We start from the raw sequence: 21,759 nt of genomic DNA on the forward strand, positions 1-21,759 counted from the left end.
ATGATTACCTGCGCTGAAGTTTTTTCTCTATTTAATTGTATCAAAAAAGAGCTGGAATTACTTCTTTCTTCGTAATTCCAGCTCTTTTGCTTTTGAGGTTCAGGTACCACTTTTTCAGTGGCCTCGCTGTTCACCTCTTTTTATATTGGTAGATATATCCAGATCCAATATATGTTCATTATGCTTAAAAATTATCTTGTCTATGATACCGGTCGTCTTGTTTCTTTATCCAAAAGGTAAAAAGGACAAAAAAGGATTTAAGATGTTTCTAAAATTATGTTAAGATGTTCCTAAGATCAAAAAGAAAATTACTGAATGGGGGAGAAAAATGAAAAAGACAGCTATTGTATTGGGAATTATCCTGATTCTGATTATGATAATTGGAGGTTCTTTGATCGGCAGCTATAACAGTCTGGTGACTGCTGATGAAAATGTAAAAAGTAAGTGGAGCCAGGTCGAGAACCAGCTGCAGCGCAGAATGGACCTGATTCCAAATCTTGTTGCAACAGTCAAGGGATATGCTGCGCATGAAAATGAAGTATTTACCGCTATCGCGGATGCGCGTTCGAAACTGGCCGGAGCCCAGACAATCAATGAAAAAGTAGCAGCGGACGATGAGCTGAGCAGTGCTTTGTCCAGATTACTGGTGATCGTTGAGAATTATCCGGATCTGAAAGCAAACCAGAACTTCATTGCCCTGCAGGATGAACTGGCCGGGACTGAGAACCGCTTGGCAATTGCCCGTCAGGATTATAATGAGGCTGTTCAAACGTTTAATACTTCTATTAAGCGTTTCCCGAGAAATATTATTGCAGGGATGTTTAATTTTGAAAGCTACACTTACTACGAAGCCGAGGAAGGAGCAGAAAAGGCTCCGGTAGTAAAATTTGGCGAGTAGGAGGACAGGAATGGCAAAGAAACTGCTTTTCGTATTCCTGGCTGTATTTTTGCTGACGGCAGGGGTTTGCCCTTCTCTGCTGGCAGTGACGCTGCCGGTCAAGCCGGCAACGGATATCTATGTACAGGATTATGCCGGTATGCTGTCAGATACAACAAAACAGGAAATTCTTAGAATTGCCGCTGCTCTGGATGAAAAAACCTCGGCCCAGATCGCCGTTGTGACGGTTGATTCCCTGGAAGGCAGCACGGTTGAGGAGTATGCCAATAAACTGTTTCGGGTCTGGGGCATTGGAGATCAGGAAAAAAACAACGGTGTATTGTTCCTGATCAGCAAAGATGACCGGGAGCGCAGAATAGAAGTGGGCTATGGTCTGGAAGGTAGGATTAATGATGCCAAGGCCGGTCGTTTTCTGGACCAGTCTACACCGTATTTCCAGGATGGGGATTACGACGGCGGCGTCTATCTGGTATTTAATCTCCTGGTCGCTGAGGTCTGCCAGGAATATGGTATTGATGATCTGGGGGCATCGGAGGAATTAGCAGCTGAAGAATCATCAGGATTTGATTATGACTGGATCATCATCATTGTTGTGCTCGTTATCATTATTTACTTTAACAGCCGTAACAAAGGCAAGCGGAGCGGCAATTTCCGTGGTCCTTTCGGGGGGGGATTCGGAGGCGGATTTGGAGGCGGATCTTCCGGCGGTGGTTTTGGTGGTGGCGGGTTCGGAGGCGGTTCTTCCGGGGGCGGCGGATCATCTCGAGGGTGGTAGAGAAGCATACCGAAAGTGTTCGCAGACATATGAAATATTGTCAGCTGGGTAAGGATGGTGCATAAAATGGGAAAAATATATGACGGTTTGACGGAGCTTATTGGCGGTACACCGCTGGTAAGACTTCATCATATCTCTGCCGGAATCAATGCGGAGGTAATTGCGAAGATTGAATCGTTCAATCCTGGTGGTAGCATCAAGGACAGGATCGCTTTGAATATGATTCTGGATGCCGAGAAAAAAGGCCTCATGACAAAGGATTCGGTGATCATTGAACCGACCAGCGGTAATACCGGCATTGGCCTGGCTTTTGTTGCAGCGGCCAAAGGGTACCGGCTGATCCTGACCATGCCGGAAACAATGAGTGTAGAGAGGCGGAAGCTGCTTCAGGCTTACGGTGCTGAAGTCATCCTGACGCCAGGTTCGGAAGGGATGACAGGTTCAATTAAAAAAGCAGCGGAGTTGGCCCGGGAAATCCCAGGATCCTTTATTCCCCAGCAGTTTGAAAATCAGGCCAACCCTCAAATCCATCGGGAGACGACGGCTGAGGAAATCTGGGCCGATACAGATGGCGAAATAGACATTCTGGTTGCCGGAGTTGGAACAGGAGGCACGCTTACAGGTATAGGAGAAGTTCTGAAGGTGCGTAAACCTGAACTAAAGGTGATCGCAGTGGAACCTCAAGGCTCTCCGGTCCTCTCAGGGGGCAGGCCGGGTTCCCACAACCTTCAGGGAATCGGAGCAGGGTTTGTTCCCGGAGTTTTAAACATTGACCTCATTGATGAAATATTCCAGGTGACGGATCAGGAAGCGTATCAGACGGGAAGAGAACTGGTGAAAAAAGAGGGAATGCTGGTCGGGATTTCCGCCGGTGCAGCCGCTTTTGCCGCCCTGGAAGTTGCCAAACGTCCAGAAAATGAAGGAAAAATGATTGTGGTCATTCTTCCGGATACCGGTGAAAGGTATATAAGTACTGAAATGTTTCAGGATAAATAAATATAATTGCGAACCCAGAAACATATGAACATATGAACATTTAAAAATATTTAAGAGGGGAAACAATATGAGCAAAAATAACTGGAAATTTGATACTTTGCAAGTACATGCCGGTCAGGTGCCTGATCCGACAACAGGTTCCAGAGCAGTACCAATTTATCAGACGACTTCGTATGAATTTAAGGATACGGATCATGCGGCTAAATTATTCAGCCTGGAGGAATCCGGCAATATCTATACCCGGATGATGAATCCGACGACGGATGTCCTGGAAAAGAGGATTGCAGCGTTGGAGGGCGGAGCTGCCGCGATTGCAACAGCATCCGGATCGGCCGCTGTCACGTATGCCATCTTAAATATTGCCGGTGCTGGCGATGAGATTGTATCTGCGAATACGTTGTATGGCGGAACGTATAATTTGTTTTCGACGACGTTGGCCAGACTTGGTTTAAAAACCACGTTTGTGAATCCCGATGAGCCGGAAAACTTCCGGGCTGCCATCACGAAAAAAACAAAAGCTATCTATATAGAAGCCCTTGGTAATCCGGGCATCAACATTATCGATATTGAGGCTGTGGCCCAAATCGCGCATGAAAATGGTATCCCGCTGATTATTGATAGCACATTTGCATCACCTTACCTTCTCAAGCCGATTGAATTCGGCGCGGATATTGTTGTGCATTCCGCAACGAAGTTTATCGGCGGACATGGCACGACAATCGGAGGACTGATCATTGATTCCGGAAAATTTGACTGGTCGGCAAGCGGCGAATTTCCGGGGATGACCGAACCTGATCCGAGCTATCATGGTCTAAAATACTTTGAAGCACTTGGACCGTTGGCCTATATTTCCAAAATCCGGCTGCAGCTGATCCGGGACACGGGAGCAACGATCAGCCCGTTTAATTCGTTCCTTTTGCTTCAGGGACTTGAGACTCTGTCTCTCCGGGTCAGACAGCATGTGGAGAACACCAGGAAAGTCGTTGATTTCCTCCAGGGTCATCCGCGTGTCTCCTGGGTCAATTACCCGGAACTTGAAGAAAACAAATACCATGCGCTAGCCAAAAAATACTTTCCGAAAGGAAGCGGTTCGATTTTTACTTTTGGGATTAAGGGCGGCATCAAAGAAGGCAAAAGGTTTATCAATAACCTGGAGCTGTTCTCTTTGCTCGCGAATGTCGCCGATGCTAAATCTCTTGTCATTCATCCGGCCAGCACGACTCATGCCCAGCTATCTGAGCAAGAACAGCTTGCTTCCGGCGTGACGCCGGATATGATCAGACTGTCCATCGGTATTGAGGATGCCGAAGACATTATTGCCGATCTGAAGCAGGCACTCGATAAAATCTGAGTGAGCCATAAAGTATTATGTATATATACGGGACGTAATCTAACCGCTCTTCGTCTATTAGCGCCCTCCTGGCGCTAATAGACGTGCTTTACATCCATGTTACGCTTGGATGGGTTAGATTACATCCCGTTTATATTTTTTAGAAGTGATAGATGGTTTCTAGGGTCATAAATTTTTATGCAGTCTAAAATGTCAAGTTAGTCAGGCAAAGATGCATATTGATTCGAAACAAGACCGGCTGATTCCAGGCAGAAGTGAATAAAAGTTTCTGCCCAGGGAGACAGGGTTCTTTTTTTATGGTGGGCAAAATAGAACATTCTTTTTTCGGGCAGTTCGGCAAGTTCATAGGCATTGATCTGTCTGCTTTTGACATAATCCAGAGCGGCTATGCCTGAAATGATTGAGATGCCAATCCCTTCCCTGACACTCTCTTTAAGAGCTTCGAGGTTGTCGCAGTAGCCGACAACCTGCAAGTCGGAAAGCGTAATACCTGATGTATGCAGCATTTGAACGACATTTGCCTGGGTGCCCGAATCTGACTTACGAAAAACAAAAGGGTAATCCACCAGTTCAGTAATGGAAATATGATTGTTTAAATGAATGCTGCTGGGTGTGATTAAGACCAGCTTTTCTTGCAGAAAAGGAATAAAAGTCAACTGATCCTCGTGGTATTGTTTACCCAGCACACCAATTTCGGCATCCCCGTTCAACAGCTTGGCTGCAACAATTTCCGAACCGCTCTGGTTAAGGACAAATTGAATTCCTTTATACTCCCCTAAGAATTTGGCCAATAAAGTCGGAATTGCATATTTAGCCGGAACGCTGCTGGCAGCAATATGCAGATGACCGTCAATTTTTGCAGTCCAGCCTTTCATTTCCCATAGTGCCCTGTCTTTTACATTGAGTATTTCCCTCGCCCATGGATATAATTTCTCCCCAAAAGGTGTTAAGACAATTTCCTTTCCAAGCCGGTCAAACAGTTTTTGACCAAAGTAGTGCTCCAGATTGCTTATATGCGTACTGACCGTCGACTGGCTTAAAAAAAGACTTTGGGCAGCCTTAGAAAAGCTGTTTTTTTCCGCTACTTGTGTAAAAATCTCCAATTGATGCAACAACATGATATTCACTCCCTCAGATAGGATAGGCTGTTAGTCTTTGCTTTATCCGTTAGTCCGTTAACGTTAATGATTTTATATTATCGTTATTATCGATAGATAGCAATCCTATTTGAAGATAAAAAGTATTTCAAGAAAGATCTGACGCTTGCTATAATAAAGTAATTTGAAAGCTTGAAGCAGAGGGAATTAATGCTTAATCAATTATTGAAAAGGTATGCTGGAGGCCCGAGATGAAATGGACAGTGGGTATCGACATCGGATCCGTATCAACCAAAGCAGTTCTTTTTAATGGAGAACAGGTTGATTCAAAAATTATTCCGACTGGCTGGAGCCCTTCCCAGGCAGGGCAGGAGGTTCTGGAGCGCCTGCTGAAGCCGCAGGGACTGACCCGTGATGATATTAGTTTGCTTGTCGGTACAGGCTATGGCCGTATTCAACAGGGAATGTTTGATAAAACGTTCAGTGAAATTACCTGCCATGCCCGCGGTGTACATTATCTGCTGCCGGAAGCCTGCGGGTTGATTGATATTGGCGGTCAGGACAGCAAGGTGATCGGTTTTGGCGAAAAGGGCAAAGTTGAAGACTTTGTGCTGAACGACAAATGCGCGGCCGGAACTGGAAGGTTCCTGCAAGTAACCGCCCAAACACTGGGCCTGGAGGTTTCGCAGTTATCCGCCCTCGCCGAAGATGCCGACCCGGCTGACATCAACAGTATGTGCGCAGTATTTGCCGAATCAGAAATCATCGGCTTGCTGGCGCAGGGCATTACTGTCGAAAGTATTGTCGCCGGTTTGTTAAAGTCCATCGCGAAACGCATCAGCGTGATGGCTGGGAAGATCCATTTTCAGGATACCGTTGCTTTTTGCGGCGGGGTAGCTCAGAACCAGGTGCTTAAAGACCTGCTTAGTCAGGAAATAGGATGCAGGCTGGCTGTGCCGCCGTGTCCTCAGGCTGTAGGGGCTCTGGGAGCTGCAATCCTGGGGTATGAATTATAAAAGAGGAGGAACAAGAAAAATGAGAGCTCAAACAATGGCTTACTTCGACCAGCTGATCCCTAGCGGGATGGTCATGGCCAAGGAGGCCAAGGAACAAGGCAGAAATGTAGTAGGGTATTATTGTGTGTTTTCCCCGATAGAACTCATCGAGGCTGCAGGGGCAGTGCCCGTAGGGCTTTGTGCGACCAAACAGGAACCAATAGCCGAGGCGGAAAAAGTACTGCCGCGTAATCTCTGTCCGCTGGTCAAATCCAGTTATGGCTTTGCTGTAAGCGGTAAATGTCCCTTTTTTCATTTTGCAGACATTGTCCTGGCCGAAACGACCTGTGACGGCAAGAAAAAGATGTACGAGCTGCTGGCGGAGCATAAGCCGATGATCGTGCTGGATATTCCGAACAGCTCCAATCTGGAAGACAGACAGGCCCATTGGGTCAAACAAATTTACCGAGCCAAGGATTATTTTGAAAAGAATTTAGATGTCAAGATCAGCAACGAGAAGCTCGCTGAGGTCATCAGGACCTACAACGAGGAAAGAAAGCTTTTAATGGAACTGGTTAGTCTCAATAAATTGCATCCGACTCCGATTTCAGGTACAGACCTGCTGAAAGTGCTGTGGGGAAGAAGCTTCCAGTTCAAACGCGATGAATACACCGCCAAGGTCAAGGAACTGATTGCTGAACTTAAAGAAATGACAGCAAAAGGTGAAGGTGCTTCCCAGCCTTCCAGCAAACGGATACTCATCACAGGCTGTCCGACGGGTACCGGACAGGAAAAAGTCATGCAGGTTATTGAAGAAGCAGGCGGAGCAATTGTGCTGCAGGAATCCTGCAGCGGCATTAAAGGTCTGGTTGATCTTGTTTCCGAGGAAATGGATCCGTTTGAAGCCCTGGCTGAAAAATACAGCAAGATCCCGTGCTCCTGCAGTTCCCCGAATACCGGCCGCTTTAAACTGCTGAGCAGACTGGTTCAGGAATACAACGTGGACGGGGTTGTGGATATCACATTGCAAGCCTGTCATACGTACAATATTGAGTCTTACTCGATCAAGGAACATCTGAAAAAAAATCATAATATCCCGCTTCTGCAGATTGAAACAGACTACAGTGATGCTGACCGCCAGCAAATCAAACTCAGAGTCGATGCCTTTTTGGAAATGTTGTAGAATAGCAAATCCTCTTCGAGTGCTGCTAATTAATGAAACCCACTTTCTCCTGCGAACATGAATCATCGCAGGGGAAAGTGGGTTTGTTTTTGAACCGTCAATTGAAATCTGATACAATTAAAAACAAGGCAATGGCAGGGGGAAAAATTGACAAGATTATCCGATATTAGCTAAGGTAACAAATAAATAGACTGTGTTTAACAAAATTATTTGGAGCGAATGAAAGAAAGCCAAGCTGAAAGGAGGGAACACGATGGCGAAAAAATCGCTGAAAATAGAAGGCATGACCTGCGCAGCCTGTGCAAAGGCTGTTGAAAGGGCAGTACGGAAACTGCACGGAGTTGAAGAGGCCAGTGTCAACCTGGCTACAGAGAGACTAAGCATCCGTTATGATCCTTCCACACTACGCGTTTCAGATTTCAAAAAGGCGGTTGAAAAAGCCGGATACAGGGCTTTGGAAGAAGACACAAAGATTGATGAAGATAAGGTGAGAAAAGAAAGAGAAAGAATGGTTCTCTGGCAGAAGTTTGTCCTGTCCGCAATCTTTACTGTTCCGCTGCTGATCGTCACGATGGGGCATATGTTTGGCAGCGCGATTGGCTTTCATTTGCCGAAGATCATTGATCCGATGATGAATCCTTTGAATTTCGCGCTGGTTCAGCTGATTCTTATCCTGCCTGTGATCGTCGCAGGCTATAAATTTTTTACAGTTGGCTTTAAAACGTTGTTCAAGGGAAACCCGAATATGGACTCCCTGATTGCGATCGGCACTTCGGCAGGATTCCTTTATGGGGTGTTTGCAGTTTCCCGGATTATCACAGGAAATGCGGAATACGCCAATCATCTGTACTTTGAAGCGGCGGGGGTAATTCTGACGCTGATTACGTTGGGGAAATACCTGGAATCCGTGACGAAGGGCAAAACCTCGGAAGCGATTAAAAAGTTGATGGGGCTTACACCAAAGACGGCCATCATTATCCGGGATGGAAAAGAAATTGAGATCCCGATCGAAGAGGTTGAGGCCGGTGATATTATCTTTGTGAAACCGGGAGAAAAAATGTCTGTTGACGGTAATGTCGTTGAAGGGACTACTTCCGTGGATGAATCAATGCTTACCGGTGAAAGCATACCGGTGGAAAAGAATCCAGGTGATGCAATCATCGGGGCCAGTATTAATAAAAACGGGATCATCAAATATGTAGCGACCAAAGTCGGGAAGGACACGGTCCTTGCGCAGATCATCAAATTAGTTGAGGAAGCACAGGGTTCCAAAGCGCCGATTGCCAAGCTGGCCGATGTGGTTTCCGGTTACTTTGTGCCGGCGGTGATGGGGATTGCTCTTCTTTCAGCTTTAGGCTGGTATTTTATCGGAGGGCAGTCTACAGTTTTCGTGCTGACCATCTTTATCTCTGTACTTGTTATTGCTTGCCCCTGTGCCCTGGGGCTGGCCACACCTACCGCGATCATGGTCGGAACAGGTAAAGGCGCCGAATACGGGGTTTTGATCAAGAGCGGGGTGGCGTTAGAAACTACACATAAAATTAATACCATCGTTTTTGATAAGACCGGTACGATCACGGAAGGGAAACCCAAAGTCACAGACGTTATTACTGCTGATGGGATCAGTCAAAACGATCTTCTGCAGCTTGCCGCCTCAGCCGAAAAAGGATCGGAGCACCCGCTTGGAGAAGCAATTGTTAAGGAAGCTGAGGACAAAGGTCTGACTTTTAAGAAACCTGATACATTTGGAGCAATTCCCGGTCAGGGGATTGAAGTTCAGATCGAAGGCCGGAATGTGCTGCTTGGCAACAAAAAATTGACAGATGAAAGAGAAATAGTCCTTAGCCACTTCGAAGAAGTCTCGCATCAATTGGCCGGAGAAGGCAAGACCCCAATGTATATTGCGATTGACAACACCATTGCGGGGATTATCGCCGTAGCCGATACGATAAAGGAAAACAGCAGCAGGGCGATTGAGGTCCTCCATAACATGGGTATCGAAGTTGCCATGATTACCGGTGACAACAGAAGAACGGCCGAGGCCATCGCGAAACTTGTTGGGATCGACAGAACGCTGGCTGAAGTCCTGCCTCAGGATAAGGCAAACGAAGTGAAGAAGCTCCAACAGGAAGGCAGGAAGGTCGCCATGGTTGGTGACGGCATCAACGACGCTCCGGCCCTCGCCCAGGCAGATATCGGGATAGCTATCGGTTCAGGCACGGACGTTGCGATGGAATCCGCGGATATTATTCTGATGCGAAGCGACCTGCTCGATGTTCCGGCTGCGATCCAGTTAAGCAAAAATACAATCAGAAATATTAAGCAAAATCTATTTTGGGCATTTGGTTACAATATCCTTGGTATCCCTATTGCGATGGGAATCCTGTATATCTTTGGAGGCCCCCTGCTGAATCCGGCCATTGCCGCTGCTGTCATGAGCTTCAGCTCGGTATCGGTATTGCTGAATGCACTGAGGCTAAAACGGTTCAGGCCGGTAAGATAACTCAATTTAATCTACGAGGAGTGTAAAATATGAAAAAGAAAATTGCAATCGAAGGTATGAGCTGCAGCCACTGTGTCAGTCATGTAAAAGAGGCCTTAAGTGAATTTGAAGGTGTAACAGAGGTCAATGTTAATTTGGAGTCCAAGACGGCCATACTGGAATCATTAAGTGACATCAAAGATGAAGCAATTCAATTGGCGATTGAGGATGCCGGTTACGGAGTCGTAGGAATCGAGGTTTTATAATGCAAAATCAGTTTTCCCGTACGGCATTGTTGATTGGTCAGGAAGGCCTGTCAAAACTTCAGAGCAGCAAAGTGACTATTTTCGGTTTGGGCGGGGTCGGCTCCTATACGGCCGAAGCCCTGGCCAGAGCTGGTATAGGTTTCTTTAAACTTGTCGATTTTGATGAGATTTGCCTGACAAACATTAACCGGCAGCTTCATGCCCTGCACTCGACGATTGGCAAAGCCAAGGTTGAGGTAATGAAACAAAGGATACTGGATATCAACCCCAACGCAAAAATAGAAACATTCCAGTTCTTTTATCAAGAGGAAGGAGCTGAAGTTTTCTTTGCCGAGAAACCGGATTATGTGGTTGATGCAATCGATACGGTAAAAAGCAAAGTAAGTCTGGCCAAAGAATGTCACCGGAGAGGGATTCCGCTCATCTCGTGTATGGGAGCCGGCAACCGTCTGGATGCACTCAGTTTTCGCGTCGCCGATATATCCAAAACAAGCGGCTGCCCTTTAGCCAAAGCAGTACGCAAACTCCTGAAACGGGAAGGTATTACGCAGGGGTTCAAAGTCGTCTTTTCTCCGGAACCTACTTTGAAGCCTTTGGAACAGGAAACGAGCTGCGAGTCCAATTGTATTTGCCCCAGTGGTGATGCCCACTGTTCCCTGAAACGTCAGATCCCTGGCAGTATATCTTACGTTCCGTCGATGGCTGGTCTGCTGATGGCAGGGGAAGTCGTTAAGGATATTATTAAGAAAAATTTTAATCGGGATTAAAATAACCCTATTTTGGGAATGATGATTGAAAATTGTTGGTTTCACGGTGAATATGGAGTCAAAAATGACTTGACGAACAAGAATAAGTAGTTGTATTATACAACTAAGGAGAGGTACCGATGAAAAACAACCGTCAATTGCTTTGTCTGCTTGCTGAAATGACTAAAGCGTCCAGATGCTGCCAGCAGGATGCGATCCTTGGCGGGGGTGTCACGTTTACCCAGTTTTATATTTTGGACCTTGTAGGAAGCTATGGCACAATGCAGCTTTCGGATTTGCACCCATTACTTGGCGTCGAAAAAAGTACCTCGACGAGACTGATTGAACCCCTTGTCCAGCAGGGGCTGATTATCAAGCAAAGGTCTGAAATTGACTGCAGGGCCATAAACCTGATCCTGACAGGCGAAGGTCAGAAAACGAAGACCGATTTATGGAAACGCGTGGATTTCTTTTTAAGAAAACTATCGGCGGAAATCCCGGAAGAAAAGCAAGAAGAGGTTTACGAGAACGCGTGGATATTTCTCAAAGCGGTGAAAAGAGTTCTTAATCAAAATTGTTTTGAGATGAATATGATGCCTTAGGAATTTTCCGGTGAGAGGAGGTGTACACAAATGTTTACAAAACATTGGATGTTGCGTGAAACCGCTCATTGCAAAGAAGGCTGCATAATTTAGTCTTGGGGAAGACGGTAAACTCCCTGGAAGAGCCCGTTAATCGGGCTCTTTTTTCAGCTTGCTGCGTTTGGCAGTGTTTTTTGAATCTAATCATCTGATCCTATTAAAACCATAGAAATTATGGTATATTAAGCTGAAAAGAATATCATACAGCTTAATAAACATTCAGATATACAAAAAGAGGCTGATCAATGGATTACAAAGATAAACTTGTTCTGCTGGAACAAGAACTCAAGAATATGGATAGGGTAATGATTGCATTTTCCGGAGGGGTGGACAGTACCTTCTTAGTGAAAGTTTCCGGAGACGTTCTTGGTAAAAATGTGATCGCCGTAACGGCTAAATCTGTTGCTTTCCCGGAGAGAGAGCTTCGGGAAGCTGTGCAATTTTGCCGGCAGGAAGGGATTAGTCATTTGCTTATTGAATCCGAAGAGCTGGATGATCCTGAATTCGGCAAAAATCCTTTTAACCGCTGTTATCTCTGTAAAAAACAATTGTTCAGCAAAATATTGGGGATCGCGGCTGAATACGACGCAAAATATATCGTGGAAGGATCCAACGCGGATGATTTAAGCGATTATCGTCCGGGAAGGCAGGCTTTAGAAGAGCTGGGTATACAGAGCCCGCTGCTCCAGGCGGGGCTGACGAAAGAGGAAATACGCCTTCTCTCCAAAGAATATGGCTTGGCAACCTGGGATAAACCCTCATTTGCCTGTTTGTCTTCCAGAATTCCCTATGGTGAAGAAATCAACGAAAAGAAACTAAAGATGATTGATTTGGCAGAACAGTATTTGCACGATTTGGGGTTCCGTCAAGTCAGAGTACGCCACCATGGTGATATTGCCCGGATCGAGGTATCCCCGCAGGAGAATACAAAGATAGTCCAACCGAATTTAGCACAGAAGATCTATAAGACATTTGCTGATATTGGATTTACTTATACAACACTTGACCTGAAGGGTTACCGTAGCGGCAGCATGAATGAAAAGATTAACACAAACGGCTAAGACCATCTGCTTATGTAAATTTAAATATTCGGGGGAATCATTATGAGGGAAAATGGTAACACACGAATGAATCAACTTGTTTCGAGTATTGTCTCCAGCTATCAGGAACAACCCAATCCCTACAACCAGTTGTCCTGTCAGCTTCCGAACAGGGATGTTATCATCGAGATTATTTATCTCTTGCGGCAGCTTTTATTCCCGGGGTATTTTGGCAAGCAAAACCTGACTGAAAGCACCTTGGAATATCATATTGGGAACTTGCTAATTGAGATCAACGAAAAACTAAATCAACAGGTGACCCATGCGCTCAGACATCAACATGACAATACGGCATCTTGCGATGAGATGGAAATCAGTGAAAGGACAGAAGAAATATGTTCACATTTCTTGAGCAAAATCCCCGAAATAAGGGAATACCTGGCCCTGGATGTACAGGCTGCTTTTGACGGAGACCCGGCTGCTGATGATAAAGCACTTGTAATCTTTGCATATCCAGGTCTTTTGGCAGTCAGTATTTACCGGCTGGCGCACGAGCTTTACCTTCTCTCTGTTCCGTTGATCCCGAGGATAATGACTGAATTTGCTCATAACGAGACAGGAATTGATATTCATGCAGGGGCCAAAATCGGTAAATATTTTTTTATTGACCATGGTACGGGCGTCGTTATTGGCGAAACTACTATTATTGGCGATAATGTTAAGATCTATCAGGGTGTAACGCTGGGAGCCCTATCCACCAGAGGCGGGCAAAGCCTTCGCAGCCAAAAGCGCCATCCGACAATTGAAGATGATGTGACTATCTATTCCGGAGCCTCAATATTTGGCGGGGAAACGATCATCGGAAAAGGTTCAGTTATTGGCAGTAACGTGTTTATTACCCAATCTGTCCCGCCTGGAACCAGGGTAATCATCAAAAATCCGGATCTGATCTTTAAGGGGCAGGAAACGCAAAAAGATAAGATGGAACTGACAAACGAACTGGACCTGGAGACTTGATGAAAATAGCTAAGGAGGCGCTGGCTGAGTGCAATTTGAAAATTTGAAGAAAGGAAAGAAGGGTGAACTTGAAAATATCAACAAAAGAAAGATATGGCCTTCGAGCGATTCTGGATGTAGCCCTGAATGAACACGCTGGTCCGGTAACCATTCATAGTATTTCCGAACGTCAGGATTTATCTGAACGCTATTTGGAACAGCTGCTCATTACATTGAAACAGAATGGACTGATTAAGAGTATCCGTGGATTCCAGGGAGGATATATTTTAAGCAGAGAGCCCGAAAGTATTACGGTCGGTGACACGATTAGGGCTTTGGAAGGACCGATTTCTCCCGTCGATTGTGTCAATGACAATAATCCTGGTTCTTGTTCCAGAGCTGAATTGTGTGTGACTAAACTCGTTTGGGACGATTTGAAAAATGCTATGGTTAAGGTGCTGGATTCGTATACATTGGCAGACCTGATGACTGAATATGAGAAAATGAACAATTCCTTTGATCATTATTGCATTTGATAGAATTAGAGTTCAGCTTACCGCAATTGCCGGGATGATCCGCAAATCCCGAAAAATAGACTTTCCTGCCCCATGGTTGTTTACGCAGCCATGGGGCTATTTTTTTTGGCGCTCCCGCTTTGACAATCTAAATTGATTTAAATTTGAAATAGTATTGACAAATTCCTGAAATATAACTATGATATCTTTAAACACTACTAAAACCATAGACATTATAGTATTTAGGAGGAGGTGTTGATATGAGTAAAATCTATGAAGAGCTTACCGATTTAATAGGCGGAACTCCATTGGTTAAACTAAAAAAACTTACGACCGGACTAAATGCAGAGATTGTAGCCAAGCTGGAATCCTTTAATCCGGGCGGAAGTGTCAAAGACAGAATTGCACTGAATATGATCAAAACGGCTGAGGAAAAAGGATTGATCGATACAAATTCGGTGATCATTGAACCAACGAGCGGAAATACCGGAATTGGCCTTGCTTTTGTGACTGCTGCCAGAGGGTACCGGTTGATCCTGACCATGCCGGACACGATGAGTGTTGAAAGGCGCAGCTTGCTTAAAGCCTATGGTGCCGAACTTGTATTAACCCCTGGGGCTGAGGGGATGAAAAGAGCCATCCAAAAGGCGCTGGAGCTGGCAAAGGAGACGCCGAACTCTTTTATTCCTCAGCAGTTTGAAAATCCGGCCAATCCTGAAATTCACCGTAAAACAACAGCCGAAGAAATTTGGAATGACACAGACGGTGAGGTTGAGATTATCGTAGGCGGCGTTGGTACTGGCGGGACGGTTACTGGGGTTGGTGAAATTCTCAAATCACGGAAACCTAATATAAAGGTGATTGCGGTAGAACCAAATGACTCACCTGTTTTATCAGGAGGCAAGTCTGGGCCGCACAAGATACAGGGAATCGGAGCAGGATTTGTCCCTCAGGTCCTTAATCTGGGAATTGTCGATGAGATTTTTAAAGTTACGAATGAACAGGCTTTTGAAACGGGACGCAGGCTGGCCAGGGAGGAAGGACTCTTGGTTGGGATCTCCTCCGGCGCCGCAGCCTATGCAGCCCTGGAAGTGGCTAAACGTCCGGAAAATGAAGGGAAACGGATTGTAGTTGTTCTTCCCGATACCGGAGAACGTTATCTGAGTACGCCGCTATTCCAGGAGGATTAAGATTATAAGCAAGCGTAGGAATCGCGCCAAGGCTATTGTCCTGGCCACGACGCACTATAACGAATCCGAGGCCTTAGCTGAAATATCCCGAAATCTAGGGGAAGCAATGCCGGGATTGGAGATCTCCACGATCAGCGTCAGCGAACGAATGCAGGAACGCGGCTGGTAACAGAGATCCCAAAACATAAAACTTAAAGATCAGTTGAATATTCAAAGAAATAAAATACGAATATATAATGAGGAGATGTTTAATATGAGCAAAAAAAACTGGAAGTTTGATACTTTGCAGGTACATGCTGGACAGGTTGCTGACCCAACTACCGGATCCAGAGCCGTCCCGATTTATCAGACTACATCCTATGTGTTCAGGGATGCTAAGCATGGAGCCGATTTGTTTTCCCTGGCAGAACCCGGCAATATCTACACTCGGATCATGAATCCAACATCAGATGTCCTCGAACAGAGAATCACTGCGCTAGAAGGCGGCGTTGGAACTCTTGCCGTAGGATCAGGATCGGCCGCCATCACCTATTCCATTTTGAACATTGCCGGAGCCGGAGATGAGATTGTCGCTGCAAGCACGCTGTATGGCGGAACACATAATCTCTTTGCGATTACGCTTCCGAAGCTGGGGATCAAAACCCATTTTGTGAACCCGGATGATCCCGCGAATTTTAAGAAAGCAATCACGAAGAAGACCAAAGCTATTTTTATTGAATCGATCGGTAACCCGGGAATCAATATCATTGATATAGAAGCAGTTGCCAAAGTAGCCCATGATAACGGAATACCGCTTATTATCGACAATACATTTGCAACGCCATATCTTCTGAAACCTATCGAATACGGTGCAGATATTGTGGTCCATTCAGCAACCAAGTTTATTGGGGGGCATGGCACATCCATCGGCGGGCTGATCATTGACGGCGGAAAATTTGACTGGGCAGCCAGTGGCAAGTTCCCTGGATTTACAGAACCGGATCCGAGTTACAACGGATTGATTTATGCAACATTGGGTGCACCGGCTTTTATTCTAAAAGCCAGAGTGCAGCTCTTGCGAGATACCGGCGCAGCACTGAGCCCGTTTAATTCTTTCCTGTTTATCCAGGGTCTTGAAACTCTGTCTTTGCGTGTTAAACAGCACGTGGCCAACACCTGGAAAGTTGTTGATTATTTGAAAAACCACCCCAAGGTTTCGTGGGTGAATTACCCGGGATTGAAAGACAATAAATATTTTGATTTATCGTTAAAATATTTTCCGCAAGGCCCTGGCTCTATATTTACATTTGGCATTAAAGGCGGCGCGGAAGCGGGAGTAAAATTGATCAACAATCTTGAGCTGTTCTCGCTGCTTGCCAATGTTGCAGATGCCAAATCCCTTGTTATACATCCTGCTAGTACCACGCATGCCCAGCTCTCCGAGGAAGAACAGCGGGCTGCCGGGGTAACACCCGATATGATCCGGTTGTCGATTGGAATTGAAGATGCCAATGATATCATTGCTGATCTGGAACAGGCTTTTGCCAAACTATAACGAATAACTTATGGGCAATAAGAATTGTGTCGGGCAAATGTTTGGTAAAAGCCAAGCATCTGCCTTCTTCCATTGGGATTAAATGAGTCTATTTGGAATATATTGGACTTTAAGATGGCAGGATAACAAAATATTTGTTTGCAATTCATTTCAACTAAGCTATAAAATCGAATAGGGTAACAAAAATATATAAAATTTGAAGCTTGTTAAAACTAATTTATAAAAACTATTGAAATATCTCGAAATATTAGATATAATTTCAGTTGCGAAAAGAGGCAGTAGAGCCTTTTCAGCAAAGAATTTTTTGACCGTTCTCTGCAGAAGCTATAGAGGACCAAGGCCATACGGACAGCCGGGTCAAAAGCCGAAGTTGGCAACTTTGTTGCCTTATTGATTGAGCCGGGGCGGCTCGAAGCGTTATGAGTTGGCTAATTCATAGCCGTGTGCAAATCCGCTGCACATCACACTTGTGAAACGATCAATAAGAGTAGTAAAAGTAATTCCTTGCTATATAGACTCTGAAACCTCGAAAGCTGAATAAATAACTCTAAATGGAAAGGGCCTTCGCCCTTGACGTAAATAGAGCCAAATAAACAAGTTTTTCATGATCGTCGCGCTTAGGTGTGGTGTACTGTCCTGTTTTGCAGTACCGCTTCCTTAAGTGTTTTTTATTTGTCAAAATGTCTGCGAAGTTTTATGTTTCATGATCAGTAGAGGGATGAAAGTCAGGAATTTACGGCAAAAATTATTTCAGGGATTGGAGGAAAATAATTATGGGAAAAGTACTCGTTATCGGCTGCGGCGGCGTCGCCGGTGTGGCAATTCACAAGATCTGTCAGAATTCAGAGGTATTCGGAGAACTGTGTATTGCCAGCCGTACGAAATCAAAATGCGATGCTTTAGCGGAAAAACTGGGCAGAGGTAAAACAAAAATCACAACAGCCCAGGTGGATGCTGACAACGTGGAAGAACTGATCGCGCTGATCAACAAAGAAAAGCCTGATGTCGTGCTGAATCTGGCATTACCGTATCAGGACCTGCATATTATGGATGCTTGCCTGGCCACAAAGACCAGTTATGTAGATACCGCCAATTATGAGCCTGAGGAGACTGCCCACTTTGAATATAAATGGCAGTGGGAATACCGGGAGAAATTCAAAGAAGCCGGAATTACCGCACTGCTCGGTTCAGGTTTTGACCCAGGGGTCACCAGTGTATTCAGTGCCTACGCATTGAAGCACCACTTTGATGAGATACATGAAATTGATATTTTGGACTGCAATGGCGGCGACCACGGTTATCCGTTTGCGACGAACTTTAACCCTGAGATTAATATCCGCGAAGTCACGGCCAAAGGCAGCTATTGGGAAAATGGCCACTGGGTGGAGACCGAGCCGATGGAGATCAAAAGGGAGTACAATTTCAAGGGCGTCGGTGTCAAGGATATGTACCTGCTGCATCACGAGGAATTGGAAAGCCTGGCGCTGAATATTAAAGGCATCAAACGCATCCGTTTCTTTATGACTTTCGGACAAAGCTACCTGACACATCTGAAATGTCTCGAGAATGTCGGTATGACGAGCATTGAGCCTATTAGTTATAATGGAATGGAAATCATCCCTTTGCAGTTCTTAAAAGCTGTCCTGCCGGATCCGGCCTCCCTTGGCCCGCGTACCAAGGGCAAAACCAATATTGGCTGCATTTTCAAGGGAATCAAAGATGGCAAGGAAAAAACCTACTATCTGTATAACATCTGCGATCATGAGGAGTGCTATCGCGAAGTAGGAAGCCAAGCCATCAGCTATACCACCGGCGTGCCGGCGATGATCGGGGCAATGCTGGTCATGAACGGTACCTGGGCGAAACCTGGTGTTTATAATATGGAAGAGTTTGATCCCGATCCTTTTATGGAAGCACTCAATAAGTGGGGTCTGCCCTGGGAAGAAGACTTCAACCCGGCACTGGTACCCTGATGGGAAACGCAATAATGGATCTGTACGCAAGAGAACAGAATACTGAGCAGAAGGCTGTAGAAACAGAAAATGCAGAGAACTGGTTTGACCGTGTTCCGACTCCGAGCTATGTGGTTGATGAAAATCTGTTAATATCAAATTTAGAAATTTTACAAGACGTTCAGGAACAGAGCGGAGCAAAAATTCTGCTCGCCCAGAAGGCATTTTCAATGTTCCGTGTATACCCTTTGATTGCCCAACATTTGTGCGGAACAACAGCCAGCGGTGTGTACGAGGCCAAGCTTGGCCGCGAAAAATTTGGCAAAGAAGTGCATATTTTCAGCCCGGCTTACCGGGAGGACGAATTCGATGAGATCTTGACTGTATCCGATCATATCATATTCAATAGCTTTTCTCAGTGGGATAAGTTTGGTAAGCTGGCACTTGCCGCAGGGGCAGAATGCGGCCTGCGGATCAACCCGGAATGTTCCACCCAGGAAGGTCATGGCATGTATGATCCGTGCGGACCCTATTCCAGACTCGGTGTGACCAGGGCAAACTTTAAGCAGGATCGGCTCAAAGGCCTTTCCGGACTGCATCTGCATACACTGTGCGAACAAAATGCCGATGCGCTGGTGACAACGGTTGAAGCCTTTGAGAAGTCGTTCGGTCAGTTCTTGCCTGGGATGAAATGGCTGAACCTCGGCGGCGGGCACCACATTACACGTGAAGATTACGATCGGGAGCTTCTGATTCGGACCATCAAGCGTCTGCGGGAAACCTATGGCATTACCGTGTACCTGGAACCTGGCGAAGCGATCGCGCTGAATGCCGGTTTTTTGGTCTCATCCGTGCTGGATACGCTGCATAACGGTATGAACATTGCTATCCTGGATGCTTCAGCTGCCTGCCATATGCCGGATGTACTGGAAGTTCCGTACCGTCCCCGGATAGTTGGCTCAGGGCAGCCCGGAGAAAAGAAAACTACGTACCGTCTTGGGGGGCCAACCTGCCTGGCCGGTGATATCATTGGGGATTATTCATTTGATCGGGCCTTAAATCCCGGAGACCGTCTTGTCTTCTGTGATATGGCGATTTACTCCATGGTCAAAAACAATACATTCAATGGGATACGGCTGCCGGATATTGTCCTGAACAAGGCTGACGGTACCATTGAGACTGTCCGTAGCTTCGGCTATGAGGATTTTAAAAACCGTCTGTCTTAAATGAAATGCCAGTTTTTCATTATGAGACAAGGCCTTTTGAAGATATGGCATTCTCAGTAAAAATAGGTTATACTGTTCTATTGGAGCATGCAATTGAGCAAATACTGTTGACACTGAACTTGAGGAGGAAAGCTAATGCCGATCAAAATTCCGGACGATTTACCGGCAAAAGAAATCCTGGAGAATGAAAATATATTTATTATGGGTGAAGACCGGGCACAGCACCAGGATATTCGTCCTTTAAGAATAGCACTGCTTAATTTAATGCCTACCAAAATCGTTACCGAAACGCAGTATTTACGCTTGATGAGCAACTCACTTCTGCAAATAGAGATAACACTGCTCTACACTTGGACGCATAAGCCTGCAAATACTTCGGAAGAGCATTTAAGCAGGTTCTACAGCTCTTTTGATGAAGTGAAAGACCAGAAATTTGATGGTCTGATTATCACCGGTGCACCGGTCGAAAATCTGGAATTTGAAGATGTAGACTACTGGGATGAACTCAAACAGATCATGAAGTGGAGTCTTACCAACGTTTATTCAACCATACATGTCTGCTGGGGAGCCCAGGCGGGATTATACTATCATTATGGGATTCCGAAATATCCGCTTGACAGTAAAATGTTTGGGATATTCAACCATAAGATTATCAGTCATAACAACAACAATAATTTTCTGCGGGGGTTTGACGAAGTATTCAATGCACCGCACTCCCGACATACGGAAGTCCGGATCGAAGACATTGAAAAGCATCCGGAACTGGAAGTCCTGGCAACATCGGATGACGCTGGTGTCTATATGGTCGCCGGGAAGCATGGCCGACATCTTTTTGTTACCGGCCATCCCGAGTATGATGCGCTTACGCTGAAAACCGAGTATGATCGGGATGTGAATAAAGGCCTGGATATCGCGGTCCCCAATAATTATTTTCCTAATGATGATCCGAAGGGAATGCCTCAGGTCACCTGGAGAGGACATGCCAATTTACTTCTTTTAAATTGGCTGAACTACTATGTATACCAGCAGACGCCTTTCGACCTTGGACAATTGGCTGAGTCGGACTGAGTTCTAAGTTGCTGAGCAACTGAGCCAGATTAAATCAACTCCACTGTTTTGTTAAGCTTAAATTTTGAAGCTTTAGATAGCATGCGTATCTTTTTCTTTTTGGGGGCTTCCGGATTGTTTTATATTTATATTGTAGAATGCAAAGATGGGACACTGTATACGGGTTGGACTGTGGACATAGAGAAGAGGCTGACAGCCCATAACAGGGGTAAGGGTGCAAAATATACCCGGTCACGGTTTCCTGTTGTCCTCAAATATCTGGAACAGGTGGCATCCAAACCGGAAGCATTTCAAAGGGAATACAGTATCAAACAATTAACCCGGGAACAAAAATATCAGCTGATTGCCCAAAGCAAGTCGGATCAAATAACCTGATGAAATGTCAGGTTTTTACATAAAAATTAAGCACAGAATTTACCTTTCCGGCTACAGAATATTTTCTTTTCAGCGGTCCATAATAAAACGAAAATATTAAAACGGAGGTATTTTTGCGATGAAAGCCAAGAAGATGCAAGGACCTAACACCGGAATTAGATGTATGGTCAATACCTGTTATTATTATATGAATGGGGATCACTGCACAGCTGAAAAAATCGAAGTGCAGCCTCGGAATGCAGGCAACTCCGAACAGACCGACTGTGCGACCTTTAGCAAAGAATAACAGGGAAAACGTAGGGGGGATTTATCGAGGCCACTGAAAAACACTTTGTTTTTCGCTTAAACCACACAACCAAAAAACCAGAAGATGAGATATATTGACTCATTCTCCTGGTTTTTCAATTCTTATATGTAATGGCTTAGTTTATCA

At 45.4% G+C, this 21,759-nt stretch carries 21 protein-coding genes and 1 pseudogene; 21 read left to right on the forward strand and 1 reads right to left on the reverse strand.

The window, feature by feature from the left end; all coding sequences use genetic code 11:
- Positions 1 to 328 precede the first annotated feature (328 nt).
- The 4 genes from OKX56_RS13675 (at position 329) to OKX56_RS13690 (ending at position 4,020) form a co-directional block, all read left to right on the forward strand.
- Positions 329 to 898 carry a LemA family protein gene (locus OKX56_RS13675; RefSeq protein ID WP_019225988.1) on the forward strand — a complete coding sequence of 190 codons (570 nt, stop codon included), beginning with the start codon at positions 329 to 331 and terminating at the stop codon, positions 896 to 898.
- 10 nt (positions 899 to 908) lie between these two features.
- Positions 909 to 1,673, forward strand: a complete 765-nt coding sequence (locus tag OKX56_RS13680; RefSeq protein WP_019225989.1) for a TPM domain-containing protein — start codon at positions 909 to 911, stop codon at positions 1,671 to 1,673.
- A gap of 66 nt (positions 1,674 to 1,739) precedes the next feature.
- Positions 1,740 to 2,669, forward strand: coding sequence for a cysteine synthase A (gene cysK, locus OKX56_RS13685; protein WP_019225990.1), 930 nt, complete (start codon positions 1,740 to 1,742; stop codon positions 2,667 to 2,669).
- A 67-nt stretch (positions 2,670 to 2,736) separates the two neighbouring features.
- Positions 2,737 to 4,020, forward strand: coding sequence for a homocysteine synthase (locus tag OKX56_RS13690; protein ID WP_019225991.1), 1,284 nt, complete (start codon positions 2,737 to 2,739; stop codon positions 4,018 to 4,020).
- 197 nt (positions 4,021 to 4,217) lie between these two features.
- Here the strand turns inward: OKX56_RS13690 and OKX56_RS13695 are convergent, their stop codons facing one another.
- Positions 4,218 to 5,138 (reverse strand): selenium metabolism-associated LysR family transcriptional regulator, encoded by a 921-nt coding sequence (locus tag OKX56_RS13695; RefSeq protein WP_019225992.1) that lies wholly within the window; start codon positions 5,136 to 5,138, stop codon positions 4,218 to 4,220.
- Positions 5,139 to 5,368: 230 nt separating this feature from the next.
- Between OKX56_RS13695 and OKX56_RS13700 the strand changes: the two genes are divergently transcribed.
- From OKX56_RS13700 to OKX56_RS13780, 17 genes and pseudogenes are all read left to right on the forward strand, one after another.
- On the forward strand, positions 5,369 to 6,133 hold the full coding sequence (locus OKX56_RS13700; RefSeq protein WP_019225993.1) for an acyl-CoA dehydratase activase: 765 nt from the start codon (positions 5,369 to 5,371) through the stop codon (positions 6,131 to 6,133).
- A gap of 19 nt (positions 6,134 to 6,152) precedes the next feature.
- Entirely contained in the window at positions 6,153 to 7,295 is a 1,143-nt protein-coding gene (locus tag OKX56_RS13705; protein ID WP_019225994.1) for a double-cubane-cluster-containing anaerobic reductase, read from the forward strand.
- A 253-nt stretch (positions 7,296 to 7,548) separates the two neighbouring features.
- The gene (locus OKX56_RS13710; RefSeq protein ID WP_287896887.1) at positions 7,549 to 9,798 is read left to right on the forward strand and encodes a heavy metal translocating P-type ATPase; all 2,250 of its coding nucleotides are present in this window, start codon (positions 7,549 to 7,551) and stop codon (positions 9,796 to 9,798) included.
- Between the two features lie 29 nt (positions 9,799 to 9,827).
- Positions 9,828 to 10,043: a heavy-metal-associated domain-containing protein gene (locus OKX56_RS13715; protein ID WP_287896889.1), complete on the forward strand. Its 216-nt coding sequence runs from the start codon at positions 9,828 to 9,830 to the stop codon at positions 10,041 to 10,043.
- On the forward strand, positions 10,043 to 10,810 hold the full coding sequence (locus OKX56_RS13720) for a tRNA threonylcarbamoyladenosine dehydratase (RefSeq protein ID WP_019225997.1): 768 nt from the start codon (positions 10,043 to 10,045) through the stop codon (positions 10,808 to 10,810). The genes OKX56_RS13715 and OKX56_RS13720 overlap by 1 nt, the downstream gene beginning before the upstream one ends.
- 119 nt (positions 10,811 to 10,929) lie before the next feature.
- Positions 10,930 to 11,391, forward strand: a complete 462-nt coding sequence (locus OKX56_RS13725; protein ID WP_287896892.1) for a MarR family winged helix-turn-helix transcriptional regulator — start codon at positions 10,930 to 10,932, stop codon at positions 11,389 to 11,391.
- A gap of 284 nt (positions 11,392 to 11,675) precedes the next feature.
- Positions 11,676 to 12,491 (forward strand): ATP-dependent sacrificial sulfur transferase LarE, encoded by an 816-nt coding sequence (gene larE, locus OKX56_RS13730; RefSeq protein ID WP_287896894.1) that lies wholly within the window; start codon positions 11,676 to 11,678, stop codon positions 12,489 to 12,491.
- 42 nt (positions 12,492 to 12,533) lie between these two features.
- On the forward strand, positions 12,534 to 13,487 hold the full coding sequence (epsC, locus tag OKX56_RS13735; RefSeq protein WP_287896896.1) for a serine O-acetyltransferase EpsC: 954 nt from the start codon (positions 12,534 to 12,536) through the stop codon (positions 13,485 to 13,487).
- 68 nt (positions 13,488 to 13,555) lie between these two features.
- Positions 13,556 to 14,002 (forward strand): RrF2 family transcriptional regulator, encoded by a 447-nt coding sequence (locus tag OKX56_RS13740; RefSeq protein ID WP_287896898.1) that lies wholly within the window; start codon positions 13,556 to 13,558, stop codon positions 14,000 to 14,002.
- 239 nt (positions 14,003 to 14,241) lie between these two features.
- The gene (gene cysK, locus OKX56_RS13745; protein ID WP_287896900.1) at positions 14,242 to 15,171 is read left to right on the forward strand and encodes a cysteine synthase A; all 930 of its coding nucleotides are present in this window, start codon (positions 14,242 to 14,244) and stop codon (positions 15,169 to 15,171) included.
- Positions 15,172 to 15,193: 22 nt separating this feature from the next.
- Positions 15,194 to 15,340 (forward strand): annotated as a pseudogene (locus OKX56_RS13750) (pyridoxal 5'-phosphate synthase lyase subunit PdxS); the annotation flags it as partial.
- A gap of 84 nt (positions 15,341 to 15,424) precedes the next feature.
- Positions 15,425 to 16,705, forward strand: coding sequence for an O-acetylhomoserine aminocarboxypropyltransferase/cysteine synthase family protein (locus tag OKX56_RS13755; protein WP_287896902.1), 1,281 nt, complete (start codon positions 15,425 to 15,427; stop codon positions 16,703 to 16,705).
- Positions 16,706 to 17,478: 773 nt separating this feature from the next.
- Positions 17,479 to 18,678 (forward strand): saccharopine dehydrogenase family protein, encoded by a 1,200-nt coding sequence (locus OKX56_RS13760; RefSeq protein ID WP_287896904.1) that lies wholly within the window; start codon positions 17,479 to 17,481, stop codon positions 18,676 to 18,678.
- Positions 18,679 to 18,692: 14 nt separating this feature from the next.
- Complete coding sequence (nspC, locus tag OKX56_RS13765) at positions 18,693 to 19,883, forward strand: carboxynorspermidine decarboxylase (RefSeq protein WP_287896906.1); 1,191 nt, start codon at positions 18,693 to 18,695, stop codon at positions 19,881 to 19,883.
- Between the two features lie 135 nt (positions 19,884 to 20,018).
- Positions 20,019 to 20,951 carry a homoserine O-acetyltransferase MetA gene (gene metA / locus OKX56_RS13770; RefSeq protein ID WP_287896908.1) on the forward strand — a complete coding sequence of 311 codons (933 nt, stop codon included), beginning with the start codon at positions 20,019 to 20,021 and terminating at the stop codon, positions 20,949 to 20,951.
- Positions 20,952 to 21,065: 114 nt separating this feature from the next.
- On the forward strand, positions 21,066 to 21,326 hold the full coding sequence (locus OKX56_RS13775) for a GIY-YIG nuclease family protein (protein WP_287896910.1): 261 nt from the start codon (positions 21,066 to 21,068) through the stop codon (positions 21,324 to 21,326).
- 118 nt (positions 21,327 to 21,444) lie between these two features.
- Positions 21,445 to 21,612, forward strand: a complete 168-nt coding sequence (locus tag OKX56_RS13780; protein ID WP_019226009.1) for a DUF1540 domain-containing protein — start codon at positions 21,445 to 21,447, stop codon at positions 21,610 to 21,612.
- The last annotated feature ends 147 nt before the right edge of the window (positions 21,613 to 21,759 follow it).

The sequence above is a fragment of the Dehalobacter sp. genome (assembly GCF_030063005.1).
GTDB classification, from domain to species: Bacteria; Bacillota; Desulfitobacteriia; order Desulfitobacteriales; family Syntrophobotulaceae; genus Dehalobacter; species Dehalobacter restrictus.